The organism is Gudongella sp. QWL-04 (assembly GCF_058683975.1).
In genome coordinates, this window is the sequence record NZ_CM178754.1 from 1,480,008 (window position 1) to 1,499,121 (window position 19,114).

Annotated in this window: 18 protein-coding genes; 1 reads left to right on the forward strand and 17 read right to left on the reverse strand. The window is 41.7% G+C overall.

The window, feature by feature from the left end:
- Positions 1–25: 25 nt before the first annotated feature.
- The 8 genes from megL to AC4PHB_RS07485 form a co-directional block, all read right to left on the reverse strand.
- Entirely contained in the window at positions 26–1,225 is a 1,200-nt protein-coding gene (gene megL, locus AC4PHB_RS07450) for a methionine gamma-lyase (RefSeq protein WP_492135821.1), read from the reverse strand.
- Positions 1,226–1,282: 57 nt separating this feature from the next.
- Complete coding sequence (locus tag AC4PHB_RS07455; RefSeq protein ID WP_492135822.1) at positions 1,283–2,827, reverse strand: sigma-54 interaction domain-containing protein; 1,545 nt, start codon at positions 2,825–2,827, stop codon at positions 1,283–1,285.
- A 258-nt stretch (positions 2,828–3,085) separates the two neighbouring features.
- On the reverse strand, positions 3,086–4,339 hold the full coding sequence (locus tag AC4PHB_RS07460; RefSeq protein WP_492135823.1) for an FMN-binding protein: 1,254 nt from the start codon (positions 4,337–4,339) through the stop codon (positions 3,086–3,088).
- Positions 4,340–4,555: 216 nt separating this feature from the next.
- The gene (locus AC4PHB_RS07465; RefSeq protein WP_492135824.1) at positions 4,556–5,344 is read right to left on the reverse strand and encodes an ABC transporter ATP-binding protein; all 789 of its coding nucleotides are present in this window, start codon (positions 5,342–5,344) and stop codon (positions 4,556–4,558) included.
- Between the two features lie 23 nt (positions 5,345–5,367).
- Positions 5,368–6,276 carry an ABC transporter permease gene (locus tag AC4PHB_RS07470; RefSeq protein ID WP_492135825.1) on the reverse strand — a complete coding sequence of 303 codons (909 nt, stop codon included), beginning with the start codon at positions 6,274–6,276 and terminating at the stop codon, positions 5,368–5,370.
- Positions 6,277–6,297: 21 nt separating this feature from the next.
- Complete coding sequence (locus tag AC4PHB_RS07475; RefSeq protein ID WP_492135826.1) at positions 6,298–7,275, reverse strand: ABC transporter substrate-binding protein; 978 nt, start codon at positions 7,273–7,275, stop codon at positions 6,298–6,300.
- 101 nt (positions 7,276–7,376) lie between these two features.
- The gene (locus AC4PHB_RS07480; protein ID WP_492135827.1) at positions 7,377–7,562 is read right to left on the reverse strand and encodes a hypothetical protein; all 186 of its coding nucleotides are present in this window, start codon (positions 7,560–7,562) and stop codon (positions 7,377–7,379) included.
- Positions 7,563–7,615: 53 nt separating this feature from the next.
- Positions 7,616–8,593 carry an ABC transporter substrate binding protein gene (locus tag AC4PHB_RS07485; RefSeq protein WP_492135828.1) on the reverse strand — a complete coding sequence of 326 codons (978 nt, stop codon included), beginning with the start codon at positions 8,591–8,593 and terminating at the stop codon, positions 7,616–7,618.
- Between the two features lie 476 nt (positions 8,594–9,069).
- On the opposite strand from AC4PHB_RS07485, the gene AC4PHB_RS07490 reads away from it, so the two are divergent.
- Positions 9,070–9,609 carry a phosphoribosyltransferase family protein gene (locus AC4PHB_RS07490; RefSeq protein ID WP_492135829.1) on the forward strand — a complete coding sequence of 180 codons (540 nt, stop codon included), beginning with the start codon at positions 9,070–9,072 and terminating at the stop codon, positions 9,607–9,609.
- 97 nt (positions 9,610–9,706) lie between these two features.
- Here the strand turns inward: AC4PHB_RS07490 and thiS are convergent, their stop codons facing one another.
- From thiS to AC4PHB_RS07535, 9 genes are all read right to left on the reverse strand, one after another.
- A complete protein-coding gene (thiS, locus tag AC4PHB_RS07495) occupies positions 9,707–9,904 on the reverse strand; it encodes a sulfur carrier protein ThiS (RefSeq protein ID WP_492135830.1) in 198 nt (65 codons plus the stop codon).
- Between the two features lie 7 nt (positions 9,905–9,911).
- Positions 9,912–11,807 carry an aldehyde ferredoxin oxidoreductase family protein gene (locus tag AC4PHB_RS07500; protein ID WP_492135831.1) on the reverse strand — a complete coding sequence of 632 codons (1,896 nt, stop codon included), beginning with the start codon at positions 11,805–11,807 and terminating at the stop codon, positions 9,912–9,914.
- Positions 11,808–11,924: 117 nt separating this feature from the next.
- The gene (locus tag AC4PHB_RS07505; protein ID WP_492135832.1) at positions 11,925–13,178 is read right to left on the reverse strand and encodes an MFS transporter; all 1,254 of its coding nucleotides are present in this window, start codon (positions 13,176–13,178) and stop codon (positions 11,925–11,927) included.
- A 12-nt stretch (positions 13,179–13,190) separates the two neighbouring features.
- Entirely contained in the window at positions 13,191–15,302 is a 2,112-nt protein-coding gene (locus AC4PHB_RS07510; RefSeq protein WP_492135833.1) for an acetate--CoA ligase family protein, read from the reverse strand.
- Between the two features lie 16 nt (positions 15,303–15,318).
- Positions 15,319–15,852: a 2-oxoacid:ferredoxin oxidoreductase subunit gamma family protein gene (locus AC4PHB_RS07515; RefSeq protein ID WP_492135834.1), complete on the reverse strand. Its 534-nt coding sequence runs from the start codon at positions 15,850–15,852 to the stop codon at positions 15,319–15,321.
- Positions 15,849–16,583, reverse strand: coding sequence for a thiamine pyrophosphate-dependent enzyme (locus AC4PHB_RS07520; protein WP_492135835.1), 735 nt, complete (start codon positions 16,581–16,583; stop codon positions 15,849–15,851). The genes AC4PHB_RS07515 and AC4PHB_RS07520 overlap by 4 nt, the downstream gene beginning before the upstream one ends.
- 1 nt (position 16,584) lies before the next feature.
- A complete protein-coding gene (gene vorB / locus AC4PHB_RS07525; RefSeq protein ID WP_492135836.1) occupies positions 16,585–17,640 on the reverse strand; it encodes a 3-methyl-2-oxobutanoate dehydrogenase subunit VorB in 1,056 nt (351 codons plus the stop codon).
- A 2-nt stretch (positions 17,641–17,642) separates the two neighbouring features.
- Positions 17,643–17,852 carry a 4Fe-4S binding protein gene (locus AC4PHB_RS07530; protein WP_492135837.1) on the reverse strand — a complete coding sequence of 70 codons (210 nt, stop codon included), beginning with the start codon at positions 17,850–17,852 and terminating at the stop codon, positions 17,643–17,645.
- A gap of 10 nt (positions 17,853–17,862) precedes the next feature.
- On the reverse strand, positions 17,863–19,011 hold the full coding sequence (locus tag AC4PHB_RS07535; protein ID WP_492135838.1) for a Glu/Leu/Phe/Val dehydrogenase dimerization domain-containing protein: 1,149 nt from the start codon (positions 19,009–19,011) through the stop codon (positions 17,863–17,865).
- Positions 19,012–19,114 lie beyond the last annotated feature (103 nt).

Genomic DNA, 19,114 nt, shown 5'->3' on the forward strand with positions numbered 1-19,114 from the left:
CCATCGACTAAATCAAATATGCTTATTAGATTATTTGATCTAATGCTTGCTTAAGGTCTGCTATTATATCATCAGCATGTTCAAGTCCAATTGAAAGTCTTACAAGTCCTTCAGAAATACCTGCTTCTGCTCTTTCTTCTGGCGTGTATGGTGAGTGAGTCATTGATGCCGGATGCTGGATAAGCGTCTCTGTGTCACCAAGGCTTACTGCAAGGGTGCAAAGCTCAACTGAGTTCATAAGTGTCTTTCCTGCTTCGAAACCGCCCTTAAGCTCGAAAGCGATCATTGCTCCGGGAAGCATCATTTGCTTCTTAGCAAGTTCATATTGTGGGAAGCTCTTTAGTCCTGGGTAGAGAACTTTATCGACCGCTGGATGTGCCTCAAGGAATTCAGCTACGATCTGTGCGTTTGCACAGTGCTTTTCCATTCTTAGATCAAGAGTTTTCATTCCTCTGTTTATCAACCATGCATCGAATGGACTCATTGAAGCTCCAGTCATGTCTTTTACGCCAACTAGTCTTACCTGATCAATGAATTCCTTCTTACCTACTGCAAAGCCTGCTATGACGTCTCCGTGGCCGTTAAGATATTTGGTAGCTGAGTGAACAACTACATCACAGCCAAGGTCAATAGGTCTTTGAAGGTATGGTGTACAATATGTGTTGTCTACAACTACGATACAGCCTTCAACCTCATGAGCGATCTTAGCTATCTCAGCAAGGTCAGAAAGATTCATGTTAGGATTTGCAGGGCTCTCAAGATAAACAACCTTCGTATTTGGCTTCATTGCTTTTCTTACGTTCTCAGGATCTGAAGTGTCAACAAAATCTACTTCAACGTTGAACTTTGATATTCCATGGTTAAGGAATGCAAAGGTACAGCCGTAAAGAGTTTTAGCTGCTACGATGTGGTCTCCGCCGCCAACCTGTGTCCAAATAACAGAGGTTATAGCTCCCATACCTGATGACATAACGATTGCTGCTTCGGCATTCTCAAGGTTTGCAAGCTTCTCTTCAACCTGAGTGCAGGTTGGGTTTCCAAGTCTTGAATATATGTAGCCTTCTTCTTCCATCGCAAATCTTCTGCCGCCTTGCTCTGCTGAATCGAAGATAAATGTTGATGTTTGGTAGATAGGTGTTGCCAGTGCGCCAAATTCATTCTTTTGGTACCCTGCGTGTACTGCTCTTGTTGAGAAATTCATTTTGCTCATTTTTTCCTTGTTCATTTGTATCCTCCCTTTATATTAGTAAATAGTTAATAGTGAACAGTGAATAGTGAATAGTTAACCACTCTTGCTTATGCCATACTTTTTCATCCTGTTTATAAGCAGCGTATGAGTAACTTTGAGCTCTTTTGCTGCTTCCCTGATACTCTTTGTGTTTTCAATAGCTTGTGCAATAAGTCGTTTTTCGAGATTCTCTACATTCTCTGAAAGCGAAGCACCAGTCGCCATACCTTCAGGCAAGAGATCATAGTTGATTATTATGTCCTGCTCTGTTATTTCTCGCTTCGATGACAGTGCTACTGCTCTTTCCAGCACATTTTGAAACTCTCTTACGTTTCCTGGCCAGTTGTAGTTGATTAGCTTTCTTACTGCCCTTTGGTCAACGCCAGATATTGACTTGCCATACCTTTCTGAATGGATCCTTAAAAAATGTTCGATGAGTATGGGGATATCCTCTTTACGCTCCCTTAGGGGCGGTATCGAGATATTGAAGATGTTGATCCTAAATAACAGGTCCAGCCTGAATTCCTTGTTCCTCACCATCTCATCGATATTTTGATTGGTGGCTGAAATAAGCCTTACATCAATGGGTATCTCTCTGGTTCCTCCAACTCTTCTTACCTTTTTTTCCTGTAATACTCGGAGAAGCTTTGCCTGAAGGTGAGGTGCCATTTCGCCAATTTCATCGAGGAAGATGGTCCCGTTCACAGCTACTTCAAATATCCCTGCCTTTCCATCCTTAGTTCCTCCCGTGAAGGTACCCGGCTCATATCCGAATAGCTCGCTTTCCAGAAGTTGATCCGGAAGCGCAGCACAGTTGATGGCTATAAAGGGCTTTCCTTTTCTCGTACCCTCGTTGTGGATCGCTCTTGCAAAGAGCTCTTTTCCAGTCCCACTCTCTCCAGTTATTAAAACCGGTGAATCTGATGAGGAATAAAGCTTGCCCTGGTTTATGACATCCAGCATCTTATTGCTTTCACCGACGATGTCGTCAAAGGAAATCGGGTTGTCGTAGCGGCTAAATACGCTTGTTTTGTCTGCATCATAGAATGATACCAAATATCCGGTAGGTCCCTTCTCCTTGCTCTTTATGTACTGAAGACTGGTTTCAAAGAGCATATTCCCTATTTGAAGTCTTTCCTTCGATATGGGCTTTTTCCCTTTGTCCTTCTTTAGCCCTTCCAGCAATACTTCATATTCCGTCAGGTATTTCCTTATGTCGACTCCGGTGATATCCTTCCCTTCCGAGTGGAATACCCTATCAGCTGCAAAGTTGTTTATGTATCTGATATCTCCGCTCCTGCTTAGTACTGCCACGCCATGAGGTATTATGTCGATGACATTTTTCATCTCCGTATCCTTTTCTTCAAAGGGCAGAAGATCTATTTCCTCTACCTTTTCGAAGCTGTCCAATTGGTACAGATCCCTCTTTATAGCATCCCAGGCATCGTCGGATATTGGGTGGATATTTAGATAGCAGACATAGGTGTATACCTCCATCCAGATAATAGGCGCATTGTGGTCGTGAAGCACGGATAATGTCCTAAACGTCAGATGAGGAATGTCCTTTGTAAAGGTCAGCTTTACTTTTCTGCTTTTCATATGATCCCTCCTCTTATATTGTATGCAATTCTCATGCCACTTTCATAAATGACTGTATTTAGCTATTTTCGCTCCAATTGCTAGTCAAGAAAATATCAGAAATGGTTCGATTTTATTCCATTATTATTTTTGTTGGTATTGTCAGCGTTCCAACGGTTCTATTTCGTTCCATCTGTAACAATATTAAACCATATGGATCATTTTAATGCAATAAAAAACCTCTGCAGCTTATCTCACTGCAGAGGTTTAACAAAATATTTATTTTGCGTTTTCTAGTGCCAATGCTACGGCTTCCTTTATTGCCATTGAAGTATATGTTGCTCCCGATACTCCATCTACCTCAGGTGAGTTGGCTTCAACTATAGCAGCTGGAACTCCTGCTATCGCAGGATCAGAGATTCCCTCAGTTTCCTCGTGTGCTATTACCTTAACACTTGCAATTTTTCCGCCCACTACTTCAACAGATACCTTAAGTCCCGGATGCATCCCTGCATCACTCGTGCCTTCGTATACTCCGTCAACATATACTGTAGGTGCAATTGCTCCTTCAAGTGCCAATGTAACAGCTTCCTTTATGGCCATAGATGTATAGGTTGCTCCTGATACTACGTCAACGCTCGGTGTATTGGCTGCAACTATTGCTTGTGGCATTCCTGATATAGCTGGATCACTTATACCTTCTGTCTCTTCGTGTGCTATGACTTTGACGCTTGCGATCTTACCGCCGACTATTTCAACTGAAACCTTAAGACCTGGGTGCATTCCTGCGTCGCTTGAGCCCTCATAAACTCCATCTACATATACCCTGTCCGCAGGTATTATCTCTTCTGCAGGTTCATCTGCCGGTTCTTCTGCTCCAACAGGTTCAGATGCCAATGCATTTTGAACTGCTTCTATTATGGCTGTCGACGTGTAGGTAGCTCCTGATACTACGTCAACTGCCGGTGAGCCTGACTCGACTATTGCTGCAGGCACTCCCGATATAGCAGGATCGCTTATTCCCGGCGTCTCATCATGAGCAATGACCTTTACTTCCGAGATCTTGCCGTCTGTTACTACTACTGATACCTTAAGACCAGGGTGCATTCCTGCGTCACTTGAGCCTTCATAGGTTCCGTCGGCATATGTCACCGGTACCTTGTACCCCGGTTCTGCCGCAAGAGCATTTGCAACTGCTTCCTTGATAGCGTTTGAAGTCATTGTCGCCCCTGATATTGCATCTATTTCTGTTGATTGAGCTGCTATTATGTTAGCAGGCATTCCCGCTATTGCAGGGTCGCTTATCCCCGGAGTCTCTCCGTGGGAAAGAACCTTGACTTCGGTTATCTGCTCGCCTGCTACTACTACCTCTACTATTAGGCCGGGATGCATTCCTGCATCACTTAACCCCTGATATGTACCGTCTGCAAGTCCTGCTGCCATGCCCTTACCCATCATGGAATTCCCCGCGAACAATACTAAGGCTGAAATCACGATCATTATTATTGCACTGACTGCTCTGCTTTTTGGCATCTCCACTTCTCCTTTTCGTTATGCTTGTATTTTTATCAGCTTTGAGGGCTTATTTCCTCTGCTGATGGTAATATTGATAATAATCTAACCGATAAATATATTATCAAAAATACACCCCTTCTACAATAGAAAACGAGAAATTAAATATGGAATAAATGTTACAAAATAAAGGTTTATGAACTTATGCCATTAATCCCCGGTGTACATATTCCCTTACTAGGACAACAATATCCTGTCGTCAGAAAGCTCGTTTCCCCTGGAGCCTTTGTAAAAAGTCATAAGCTTCTCGAGAGTAAACTTGCTTCTTTCCTCGCCTTCAAGATCCAGGATGATCTCGCCATCATCCATTACTATGGTTCTGTTGCCAACTCTGAGAGCTTCCCGAATGTCATGAGTTATCATCATAGTCGTCAGCTTCGATTTTTCGACTATTCTTTCAGTGACCTCGATTATTTTTTTAGCATTTACCGGATCTAGGGCTGCTGTATGTTCATCCAGCAATAGCAGCTTTGGTGAAGATATCGTACACATTAAAAGCGTGACAGCCTGTCTTTGTCCCCCGGAGAGATTGCCAACCGGGGTATTCATCCTGCCTTCAAGACCAAGGTCAAGAGACTCAAGGAGCTCGGCAAAGTGTCTAACTTCTTCTTTCCGCCCTGCAAACAAGCCTTTCGACCTTTTGCTGTAGGCCAGCGAAAGATTTTCAATTATTGACAATGTGGGGGCTGTTCCCTTCATTGGATCCTGCATAAGGCGACCAATGCTCCTCGCTCTTTTGTACTCTGCTGATCCTGTTATGTCTTCTCTGTCTAAATAGATCGAGCCTTTATCTATTTGGAATCTGCCGCTTATTGCATTGAATAACGTTGACTTTCCCGCTCCATTTGACCCAACAACTGTTACGAAGTCACCTTCTCTCAGATGGAGGTTCAATCCTTTAAGAGCTTTCTTTTCAATGGCAGTTCCTTCTTCAAAAGTTTTAAATATATTTTCTATTTTTAGCATTTTATTTGAGCTCAACCTCCATTCTACTGGTTTGATCTAACCAAGCTGCTCTTGTGCTGGATTTTCTGATCTATTTTCCTGATTCTGTAATTATGCTTGAGCGATTTTTTCAAATAAGGTCCCGAAAGTGCTGCCATTACCACAGCGGCTGATATAAGCTTCAATGCGTATGCTGGGAAAAGATCTATTTTCAGAGCAAAAGCTATTATTATCCTATATATAATCGAGCCGCCGATTGCAGAAAACAATCCAAAGCTGACTCCTCTTTTTCCTAACAGAACCTCTCCGATTATTACTGAAGCAAGTCCAATAACTACAATTCCAGAGCCTGACCCTATATCTGCGAACTGCTGGTACTGGGCAATCAAGCCTCCCGAAAGTGCAACAAGTGCATTTCCCAGTGCAAGAGCTGAGCACTTAGTAAAGTCGGAGTTGATCGATGCAGCTCGAACCATCTCTTCATTGTCCCCGGTCCCTCTGATTGCCAGACCCAGCCTCGTCTTAAAGAAGACGCTTACTAGTATTGCAATAATAAGAGCGGACAATGCTGCGGTAATGGTTTTGTCAAGAAAGGTATTAAAAAGCGTATCGCTCCCTAGAATTGGCATATTGGCTTTACCGCCCATTATACCAATATTTACTGTGTAAAGACCGGTCATGACAATTATTCCCGCCAATATTGGATTTATCATAAGCTTTGTCTGAAGGATTCCTGTTGCAGTACCTGCCAGCGCTCCTAATACTATAGCTGCGATTAACCCTACCATTGGATGTCCTGCAACGGTAAGGACTGCAGTTATGGCCATTCCCAATACAAAGCTTCCCTCCACAGTCAGGTCTGGGATATTCAGTATCCTGAAGGTTATATATACTCCAAGTGCCAGTATTCCGTATATTAGGCCAAGTTCTATCGATCCGGTTAAAAGTGTCATTTCGATTTTCCTTTCTATTCTCTACTTCCCGACTACTACGAATTCTCCCTCAAGCTCAGTTGGAATAGTTATATTCAGCTTATCTGCAATACTGACATTTATGATCTTTGCGTATTCTGATACAGTTTCAACAGCATTGTCACCTATAGATTCACCGTTTATTATCCTGCTGATCATTCTACCGGTCTGCTCTCCCAGAAGGTTGTAATCTATTCCGACCGTTGCAAGTCCTCCATCCGAAACCATTGCATCCGCGCCTACATATATGGGTTTCCCTGCATCTGTAGCTAGTTGAGAGTATATGGTCATTGCCGAGGCCACCATGTTGTCGTTTGGAGTAAAGTAAGCGTCAACCTGATTGGTTAATGAAGCTACCGCCTGCTGTATATCAGCTGTACTGGTTATCGCTGCTTCTTTGTAGGCTATGCCTTCCTTGTCGCAGTAGGCCTTTGTTTTTTCAATGCTGGCTACTGAGTTGATCTCGCTGCTGTTGTATATCAATCCCAAGGTTTTAACATTTGGGGTAAGCACTTTAGAAAGACCAATTATATCTGCAATAGGGATGGAGTTTGAAACCCCGGTTATATTGCCGTCCGGCTTTGTAGGGTCCTTTACCAGACCTGCTTCAACTGGATTACTTACTGCTGCAAATACTATTGGAACGTCTCTGGTGGCAGATAGAGCAGCCTGTGCCGCAGGAGTTGCTATCGCTACTATCATATCTACTTTTTCGCTCATCAGATTCTGCATTATGGACTGCAGGAGATTCATGTCTCCGTTAGCGTTATGCAATGTAATTTCAACCTTATCTCCCATTCCCAGCTTTTCCAGCTCAGATACTATGGAGTCCCTTGAGCGGTTTAGCGAAGGATGCTCTGACGGTTGGACTATGCCTATTTTATATTTTTCATTTCCCACTGGATCTTTTGTTGCAGAACACCCTGTCAAAGCCCCTAATAATACAATACCTGCCAATAATACTGCCAACATCTTTTTCATCTTACATCTCTCCTTTTGTAATTTTTGTTTGTTGGCATCAGGTAAAATATACAAAAAAGTCTGCCCTTAATATAAGGGCAGACCGAATCTGCTATACCACCTTAATTTATTAATGACGCTAGAATGCCAACACATTCCTTGCCTTTAATGCAGGCCTGCATCTCAGATACTCGATTTGCAAGCAAATCTTTCGCCTCGCCCTCAGTGGGGAATTTACTGAACAGCATCTCCGCAGGATTTCCACCAACACCTGCTCTCTTTGGGCGCTTGATCAATTTGACTTCCACTTCATTGGTTTATAGTATTAGATTATATGGGCTGGGTTTTGTGAAGTCAAGCACTATTTTGAAATAAAAATAAAATTATCTTTTATAGACTCCGAAACCTGTATCCCAAGAGCGTCCGCAACATCTGAATTTATTATATTGGCATATTCAACAATTTGTTCTACTGGGTTTTCAGATATTTTCTCACCATCGATTATTCTTGCTATCATATTTGCGGTTTGTATGCCAAGTATAGTGTAGTCTATGCCTACCGTAGCCAAGCCGCCGTCCCTGACCATTGAGTCTGCTCCGACATAGATGGGTATACCTGCATCAGATGCTATTTGAAAATAGGTAGCCATGGCTGAGGCAATGGTGTTGTCATTTGGGGTAAAGAATGCATCTACTTCATCAGTAAGTGATAATACTGCTTGCTGCAGATCTGCTGTACCTGTTATTGAGACTTCCTTGTATGTAATATTATTTTCGTCGCAATATGATTTGGCCTTTCCTATGCTTGCAACAGAATTTATTTCACTGCTGTTGTAGATAAATCCGTATACTTTCACTCCAGGAGTCAGTATCTTTGAAAGCTCAAAAATATCTGCCACTGGAATTGAATTTGATACTCCTGTAATATTTCCGGTTGTTTCAGAAAAACTCTTTACAAGACCAGCTTCTACAGGATTGCTTACAGCTGAAAATACTATTGGTATCTGACCTGTTGCTGCCATTGCCGCCTGAGCAGATGGAGTAGCAATTGGAACTATCATATCCACACCTTCTCCAACTAGCTTTTGCATGATGGTTTGAAGTAGATTCATATCTCCATTTGCATTTTGCAAAGAAATTTCTATCTTCTCACTCAACCCTTGTGCGTTTAGCTCCGAAATTATGGTATCTCTGATCTGATTCAAAGATGGATGATCCATTGGCTGCACTATACTGACCTTATAAACCTCTTGATTTTCTGATGCAGCGCTTGTTGTACACCCTGTGAGAATACCTAGTCCCAAAATACCTGCCATAACCATTACCAATGCTTTTTTCACTTTACATCTCTCCTTTTTATGTGATTCTTGTATTGGCAACCAGGCAAGTATAAACAAAAAACAAAAAATCCGTCCCCAAATAAGGACAGATCAAATCTGCTATACCACCTTAATTATTATAATCAACCACTCTACTCAAATGATAGAATGATCAATATTCTGGAATGCCAACACATCCCTTGCCGATAATGCCGGCCTACATCTCAGATACTCGATTTAAATAATAAATCTTTCACCTCGCCCTCAGTGGTCCATTTGCCGATCAGCTTTCCGCAGGATTTCCAGCATCACCTGCTCTCTATTGGTGCTTAAACGGTTTGATCTCCACTTCATTGGTTTATAGTATAAGATTATATGGTCTGGGTTTTATGAAGTCAAGTAGTATTTATTTTTATTTTCAAAAAATTGTTTTAGATACTATTGGACTGTGTTAGTCTTTATATAGTAGAGGTCGAAAATTTATTTATGGAGGGAATATGAAATATTACGAATTGAGAGTTGCAGGGTTAATAAGGAAACTACCCATTATCAAAATCAAGCCAGGCTTATCGATCGCAAGCTTCGTTATTCTTGGCGATTGCGAGATGGTTACCGCAGCAGCACCTTTGATTGCAGACAGGCTGCCTAAAATCGACTACATAATTACCGCTGAAGCTAAAGGGATTCCACTTGTTAATGAGGTTTGCAGGATTCTTGGCCACCCTAGATATATAGTTGCCAGAAAATCAGTTAAGTCATATATGGACGATCCCCTAGAGATCGAGGTCGAGTCGATCACCACTCAAAGGATTCAGAGGCTATATTTGGATAAGAACGATACTGAGAGGATAAGAGGTAAACGGGTAGCTATATTGGATGACGTAATTTCCTCGGGCGAATCGCTAAAGGCTTTGCAGAAATTGGCAGAGAAGGCAGGGGCTGAGGTTGTAGCCAAAGCAGCTGTACTTGCAGAGGGAGATTCTGCTGAAAGGGATGATATTATATATTTGGAAAAATTGCCCCTATTTTATGATTGATTACAAGCCTCAAGAAATAAATCCGGAATCCAACTCCAAAAGTATGTTTTAAATAAAATAATAACTACCGGCTTAGCCGGTAGTTATTATTTGACGATCAGCCCCCACACAGGGGTTTGATTATCAAGATCCTGTCACCATTGTAGACCTCAAAACCTTTATATTGAGACATCAAAAGTTGCTTGTCATTTACAAAAACTGCAACTGAACCTATATAGCCAAGGATTGCTGTCAGATCTTCTATTGTTGTCCCCTCTGAGACCTCAAATGGATCATTATTAAGTAATATCTTCATAGGCTTATTACTCCTTAATTAACCACTGTAGCGAGTTTTTCATTAACGTATCATCGGTTGGATTACCTGTTGCTTTGTCCCATCCAGCCATCTCATAATACATCTCTAATGCTGATTCATGGTCCGATTTACTTAACACTACACCCTCAGTAGGTCCACCCTTTAATGGTATGTACATTTTGTCTGGAAGCCTATCATCATCTTTTGTGAATCCTTCTGCTGAATTGAAGGCTCTCATCATGTTTATTCGTCTCTCTCCTATCTCCAGGAGTTCTTCGATGGATACTTCCCATCCGATCCCCGACTTGCATAGCTCGATGAGCTCATCCGGACCGAATAATTCCCAAGAAGCTCCCCATACGAATTGACACAAGCAAAGGGAATCAAGCATGGAAAAAAATTTCTGCGTCTCGTATGCAAATCTTACCTTGCCGTGATCCATTTTGAACGTATCTCTATACCCATTGAGAATACCCAGCTTAGCCAGCCTTTTTCTCTCAAGGCTATCCTCAGGGAGTACCAAAACTGTGTCATGCTCGCTGGATTGATGATCTGCACCAAATGGATTAACTGCATAGATCAATCCAACAGAAGGCTTGAATTGTGGCATGTGAGCAGGAAGCTCCTGATTTTTTACAGTAGAAGTTAGCTTTAGCGCATCTTCTCCAAGGCTTTCTGCGTATCTATAGCTGCCTTGAGCCAGTTTTTCACCAAATCCTTCAAGCTTAGCAATCTTTTCTATTAAGGTGTTAACAGCTTTGCCATTGCCGAATCTCAGATCGATCCCTTCTGTTACAGCTTCGTCTATTATCCCTTTTTCAAAGGCTTCCATTGCAAATGCTATTGTAGCTCCACAAGAGATCGTGTCAAGTCCGTACATGTTACAGAGCTGGTTTGCTATACATACATCCTCAAGGCTTGTCACGCCGCAATAAGATCCTAAGGCTGCTGCAGTTTCGTATTCAGGACCTCCATACACAGGGTCGACCTTGCCAGGTATTTCAACCACCCTTTTACACCTAACTATACATGAAAAACATGTATCTCTTTCCTTTAATACTGTGTTGTACATATTGATGCCATTGATTTCAGAAGCTCCCTCCGGGAAGTTGCCGGATGTCCAGTTCTTAGTTGAAAGAAAGCCTTTCTCACTTAGTGACTTAAGCCCGCCGTCTGTTCCATATTTTCCAAGTTCAGAAACATCTCCGTTTGTTTCAATAAGCTTAGATGCGCTCTTTGAAAGTGAATAGAATCTGTCAGGATCGTATGGCTTTGCTGATTTTCCTTTAGCGACTACTATCGCCTTAAGGTTTTTTGATCCCATTACTGCACCCATTCCATTCCTTCCATTCGCCCTATTGCACATACTGATTATACATGCAAATTTGACCATGTTTTCGCCGCCTGGCCCGATTTGAGCGATCTCAATATCTTCTCTGCCAAGCTCTTGTTTGATTACAGCTTCAGCTTCACCGGTTACCTTACCCCATAAAGCTTCAGCATCCTTTATTTCCACTTTGTCTCCATCTATGTAAAGATACACAGGTTTTTTAGCCCTACCAACTATTTCGACCGCATCGAGACCATTAGCTTTAAGATGGACTGGAAAAAAACCTCCCGATTGACTGTCTCCTATCCCTCCTGTAAGGGGACTCTTAGCTGTAACATTCATCCTGCTGATGCCGCTTATTGGAAGTCCTGTGAGCGCTGAAACTGAAAACACAAGGCAGTTTTCCGGAGACAGAGGGTCAATTCCTGGCTTGATATTCTTTGCTGCCAGGTATACCCCCAGTGCTGAACCTCCGGGGTAGAGCCTATATGTATCACTATGCAGCACAGTTTTGTAGATTTTTGACTCTGTCAGGTCTACATGAAGAATATTGCCGTTTGGAAAATTCGCCAATTAAAAAACCTCCTTAGAAAGTTATGATCGTTAAATGCTTATTACTACTTTGATATTACCCTTACAAGACAAAAAAACCCAGAGATGCCAAAAATCAGCTCTGGATTTATTAAATTATTATTCAGGTTGCAATTCTGCAGGAATCTTGTTTGCTGCTATTGCTCTTTTCCTGATATAGTAAGATGCGAAAATTCCCACCAAACTTACCATTCCGAGATAAATGAATACGTAAGTGTAGCCTGCACCACCAAATTTATCAAGCCAGCTGCCAAACAATGTCCACATGAAAAAGTCTGGTGAATAACCAATAACTGAGGCAATTCCAACTGCTGTACCCATTACGGTGGCAGGTATTTTTGTTTCACTGGCTATTGAGAACATGATCCCGTATAGTGCTAGCCCAAACAGACCTGGCAACAATGTGTAGTAGCTTACAAGAGTTACGTCCATAGTCGAAGGAATTGCAAGAACTCCAAAGTATAGGGCAGCCAGGATAGTGAACAGGATAATGAACCAACGGCTTGTTGACTTAAATACCTTGTCAGCAACATATCCGCTTAACGGTGCCAGAATATAGAAAATATATGTTCTGATTATCGATAAGAGCCCTGATTCTTCAGGTGTTATACCGACTACTTCCGTCAAATAAGGGGTGAACATTGTTCCTCCACTGTAGCCAACTGTATATGCTGCAAATATTATGAAAGAGAATACCCATACTGTAGGGTTTTTCATTACTTCCTTTACCTGGTCCATCTTAAACTCGTTGATTGTAACATCAGTACCCACATACAGTTTTTCCTTGACGAATATAAATACCAACAATGCTGCCAATAAAGTACTCGCTGCATAGGTCAGGACACATATCATGAATTTTTGTGTACCATCGATCCCCATTTCGGAAAGCCTCAATGCAATGGAATTTACGATAGCTCCTGTTATACCGTTTCCTAGGTAATAAAGTCCAAACATGAATCCCTGCTCTTTTTCCGTACCTATCATTCTTATAGTCTTCATCAACGATCCCCAGAACACAAAGGTTGTAGTGAAGGCAAATAAGAACCAAATAGCCAATGTTATGGCATATCCTGATGCGAAGGCCAAAATTGCAGTCAATACTGTCGTGGTTATAAGTGAAGCCAGGATACACTTTTTAGTAGAAAGCCTGTCTGCGATCATACCTCCAGGAATGTAAAGCAGCATACATCCTATTGCATAGGCAGTTGACAAAATTCCAAGCTGGGTATTTGTTATTGCTAATGCTTCGAGCTGCCAATCATAGAATACATACCTTATGTACGGAATCAGATAAATCGATCCACCTGCTACTCCCAGTGACAATATCGCCAAAAATTTGTTGAGTTTACTCATACACATACCTCCTTATTTTCTGATGTAGAGAGCATCCACTGCACAAACACCTTTTTCATATACAAATATTGGGTTGATATCAAGTTCTTTCATTAAACTGTCGTGCTCAACTGCAAGCTTTGAAACCTTGACGATTGATTCAGCCAACGCAGCTATGTCTCCCTTTGCAGAACCTCTATAGCCTTCCAATAAAGGATAGCTTTTTAGGCTCTTTATCATCTTCTCAGCTTCTTTGTAAGATATGGGGGCCAGGGCCATTGATGTGTCCTTAAATATTTCAACGAATATTCCACCGAGTCCAACAAGCACTACCGGCCCAAACTGTGGGTCATTATTTACTCCAAGTATGACCTCAATTCCTTTTGGGACCATTTCACAAATCTGAACACCCTCTATGCGTGGATCATTAAAATGCCTATGTGCATTATTTATGATCTCATCGTATGCATCCATTGCTTCTTCAGCAGTTTTTATATTAAGGATCACACACCCTGAATCCGATTTGTGAAGAATATCCGGGCTGTCTACTTTCGCAACTACCTTGTCCAAACCAAGCTCTTTGAAGATCGCTCCAGCTTCTTCTCTAGAGTGAGCTAGTTTAAACACACTTGATGCTATCCCATAATCTTGTATGATTTTCTTGCTCTGACTCTCAGTCAGGACTTTTTCTACATTACTATCATCTGTTAATACGCCTATAGATCCCTCATTATTAAATAATGCCAGCTCGAGATCATGGTCATCTATGTTATATAACGAGAATTTTAGTATGTTCTTGATTATTTTCAACGCATATAGCGAAGTTGGCAATACGGGAACTCCGCTTTGCTCCAATTTTAATACGTACTCAGCATTTCTTGTATTCTCGGCAAATGGCAGCATTACGCAGGGCTTTGACCAAGGCTCCTTCATTACTCTCTCTAGAGCTTCTGACATGTAGAATATTGCATTGTCAGCGATTTCTTCGAGCAAGGTATAACCAATCGAAACAATTCCGATAGACGGATCTTTCATTACGGTCTCACATACCGAGGCAAATTTATCAGTATCATAAGAAAGTGTTGCTGTGGAGTCCAAAGGATTGTTTACTGTTGCATATCCAGGTAAAATATTTTCCAAGTTCTCTACTGTTGCTTTTGAAAAATCCGGATATTCGATCCCAACAAGTTGACCAAGGTCTGCACAAATACCAGTTTCTCCTCCTGAAAGACTTATCGATGCTACCCCTGATTTTTTAGGAAGCCTTTTAAGCACCGCCAGGCTTTGAGCAGTAGACATCAACTCTTCAAGGTCATCGACTCTTATGACTCCAAATTTCTCAAATAGCGCATCAAATACCTTGTCGCTGCCAGATAAGCTTCCAGTATGAGACGCAGCAAGAGCTTGGCCTTTATCTGATCTTCCAGTTTTTAGGACCACGACAGGCTTTCTGTTTAGTGCTGCCTTTTTTAGTGCCTCTGCAAATTTCCTTGGATTCTTACTGCCCTCCATATAAAGAGCAATTACATTAGTGTCCTTGTCATCCACCAGAAAGTCAAGATAATCCTCAATTGTCGTGATTTTTCCGTTTCCTGATGAAATCGCGTATGAAAACCTTATGCTTTGAGATTCCATCATAGATAGAACTAATTGACCGCTTTGTGATACGACTCCCACATTTCCTCTTCTTTCTCTTTCGTTGGAAATAAAGGCATATGGATATATCATGTCGATGTAGTTGATGTAACCTGCACAGTTTGGACCCATCAAAGCGATATCAAGCTCTTCACAAAGGGCTTTAAGACTTTGTTCAGCCTCTTCGCCTTCTTTGGTCCCTACTTCTCCATAACCGCTTGCGAATACCACTGCTCCCTTTACACCCTTCTTAGAGCCTTCTCTCAGCAAATCTTCAACAGTCTCCTTTGGAGTTGCAATAACGAGTAGCTCTACTGGCTCAGGGAGATCGCTTATAGTTTTATAACATTTAACTCCAAGAACCTCTTCTCTCCTAGGGTTAATAAAAAAGTAATCTTCTGGACTCATATATTGGATTATGTTCCTACAAGTATCCCCTCCGAAGCCAAATTTTTCACTGGCTCCGACCACCGCGATTTTTTTTGGTTTAAGCAGCTTCCTTATATCCATTGTTTTCGCTCCTTCACTAGCTTTTATGAGTCATTTCCAATCCTCTTTGAAAGCACATCATATTTTTAGGATTGTTGTGTCCCTTCATAGAGAAAAAGCTCTCTATTCCACGTCTGACTGTTTCAACATCAAATAGGACCCCGGCTGAGGCTAGACCCCCAAGCATAACAATATTTGCTCCTTTTGAGTATTCCATTTGGTCCGAAATTACTGTTGCATCTACCAAGTAGACGTTGACATCTTTTCTAAAGCTATGATCTTCAACTAAGGTTTTGTTTGCGATTATTGTACCGCCAGGAGATACCTTTTTTTCAAACTTTTTAATCGAAGGCATGTTCATAGCTATCAACACATCAATTTTATTTACAAATGGGCTCGATATTTTTTGATCTGAAATTTTTAGGTTGCAGTTAGCTGTTCCACCCCTCATTTCGCTCCCGTATGAGGGTATCCAGGTTACATTTTTCCCTAGATCCATGCCAGTTTTCCCTATTATCAGACCTGCCGTCAAAACTCCCTGTCCTCCAAATCCTGCGAACACTAAGTTCATTGCTCTGCACCTCCGACCTTGAATTCCCCAAGTGGGTAAACCTTTTGTACAACATTGTCGATATACTCACAAGACTCGAGCGGTGTCAGTTTCCAATTAGATGGACATGGAGATATAACTTCTACCATACTGTAGCCTGCTCCGTTTTTTTGAGCTTCGAAGGCTTTTCTAATATATTTCTTGGTTTTCAATATCTCCTTATTTGACGTCATCGTACCTCTGGCAAGATAAGCAACATCAAGAGTTCCCATCAATTTCATTATGTCCACGGGCTTACCTGTCTTTGATACGTCTCTTCCGAATTTAGTTGTTGTTGTCTTTTGATTTTCCAAGGTTGTTGGCGACATCTGACCACCGGTCATACCAAAATTATTATTGTTTATCAGGATCACTGTTATGTTGTCATTTCTTATCGCTGCATACATTGTTTCAGACATTCCAATTGCAAGAGCATCTCCATCACCCTGATATGAAAATACCATGCTGTTTGGTCTGCAGTGCTTTATTCCTGCTGCTATTGCGGCAGCTCTCCCGTGTTGAGCCTGAATTATATCGACTCCGTATGTATCGGGCATCCAGGAAGAACATCCAACAGCCACAGCGCAGATAGCTCCTTTATCTTCTCCCATTTCTTCAAGGACCTCAGCAACCAGTCTGTTTACTATTCCATGTCCACAACCGGCACAATATTTATTATCTACATAAAGAATTTCTGATCTCCTTCTTTCCACCTCAATACACCTCCTTTGCATTTCCTGACAAGATGTTTTTTACTTCATTTAGAATATCTTCCGCTTCATATAGCTTCATGCCTCCGCGTATCGGATATGTCGGTACTCCTTTGGCAGCAAGAGCGACATCCTCGATCATTTGGGAAAGACATGACATTTCTACAGATGCATATCCCTTTGAAGGTTTTTTCATTTCAAATGCCTTTGTTGGGAATGGGAATAGAGTTATAGGACGAATAAGTCCAATTTTAAGCCCTTCAACTTCCGCCTGCTCGATCACTTCTTCGCAGATCCTCGAGGATATCCCATAAGCTACAAGAATCAAATCAGCATCCTTTGTGTTAAATTCCTCCCATTTCTGCTCTTCTGCTGCAATTGTGTCGTATTTGTTTCTAAGATAGCTGTCATAGTCTGGTTTGTAATACAATACAGACGTGTGTCTATTGTTTTTTCCTTCACCCTTACCTTTTAACGCCCATTCATATTTATTCTGATCGTGCTCCATCATTTCAGGAAATTCCACTGGCTCCATCATCTGTGCAATCGAAGCATCAGTTAAAATTATTACAGGATTTCGATATACCTCTGATTTCTCAAAGGCTTTGATCATAAGATCTACTGACTCCTGCACTGAGTTAGGAGCATAGACAATGCACCTGTAATCTCCATGTCCTCCGTTCTTAACTGCCTGCCAGTAATCTCCCTGCCCTGTGTAGATATCAGCAAGTCCTGAACCGTATCGTTGAACGTCAACTATTACGCATGGCAGTTCAGCTGATGCCATGTATGATATGCCCTCCTGCATAAGGCTGAATCCCGGACCAGATGAGCTTGTGAATGCTCTTGCGCCTGTTGATGACGCGCCGTATACCATTGAGATCCCAGAGAGCTCTGACTCTGTTTGAACAAATACTCCACCAACCTCTGGCAGCCTCCAGGATAGATACTCAAGGATCTCACTTTGAGGGGTTATCGGATAGCCAGCGAAGAAACGGCATCCTGCCCTTACAGCCGCTTCTGCTATCGCATCATTTCCTTTAATAAGTTGTTTTGCCACTTCTAAACCTCCTCAATTATTATTTCATAGACGTAATCAGGACAAACATTAAAGCAAACTCCACAAGTAATGCATTTTTCATGTTCAACCTCTGTCGTTGTATATCCAGACCGATTTATAGGTCCGGTCATGCTAAGTGCTTTTTTAGGACATTGAGCAATGCAATAACCACATGCTTTGCATGACTCGCTGTTGATTGTTAGTCTTTCCATGATCAACCTCCTAAATATCCGGGGTATCAAAAGTATCAGGAACAAATAGTTCTCTTGCGACCTGTCTTGTTGTTTTGTTTTCTGCAGCAGCCTTTTCAAATACCTTACGAGTATTTCTTCTAACAAGGTCACAGGTATCCTTAACGATAGCTTCAGGTTCACATGGTACCAGTCCAAAGACAGCCACGTCATAGATTCTTATTCCGCCTAGATTTGTGACAAAGTCAACGCAGATATCGACTCCCATTTCATTGAGGATATCATCTGCTTCACTTGTAGTTGGTATGTTTGCAGCTTCTACAATAAGGCTAGCTTTTACTTTATGAGCGTTGCTCTTATTGATTACGTCCTCAAGTGCAGCTGGTACAAGGATGTCGCAATCCACATCAAGCCACTCTGAATTCTTCAGTACTTTATAATGAGGTTCAAAAGCTTCTGGATCAAGCTCACCTTTAGGTTTCCTTGTCTCAACCAGTTTCTTAACATCGAGTCCTTCCTCGCATACGACAAATCCATTTGCATCTGCTATTCCAATTATCTTATAGCCCATTTTATCAAGGCTGACTGCCATGGATGCTCCTACGCATCCAAATCCTTGAAGCACAACAGTTGCGCCTTCTTTTCCTGATTTTATCTTCCATGCCTCATCTAAGCCCGCAGCACAACCATACCCGGTTATCATGTCGTACATTTTAAAGCCGTCGTAAGTCATATCGCAAAGTTTGTCATGATCTATGATCCCTTGAATGATTTTTGGATCGCTTTTCATTTCCTTGGTCGCTGGCAATCCTATGCCTATTTCATCAAGAATCCTGAGAACATCACCATAATCGACTCCAAGATCCCCACCAATGGATACGCCGGCCTTTATGTAAGGTGCCATAGCTATTAGGTATCTTCTAAGCACATCCTTTGCATCTGGAGCTTTATAATCATAAGCTATCCCGCCCTTACATCCTCCTGTGGTTTGAGATTCTGCTGCCTTATACTTGTATCCCATGGTAGTGGCAAGTCTTACTACTTCCTCCTTGGTTACTGTCGGATGCATACGTGTTCCTCCGCCACAATAGTGGTTTACGAAGTTGTAAGCACAAAGCCATCCAGTTGCCTCAGTATCTACATCATTCCATTCTACGATTACGTAGGGTTTCTTTTCCATTGGTTGACCTCCTTGAGAAATATGTTGAAAACCAGATTGTAATTCAAGCGCTTGTTTAACTCGATTATATATATATGTATTTGCACATGCAAGACAATTATAG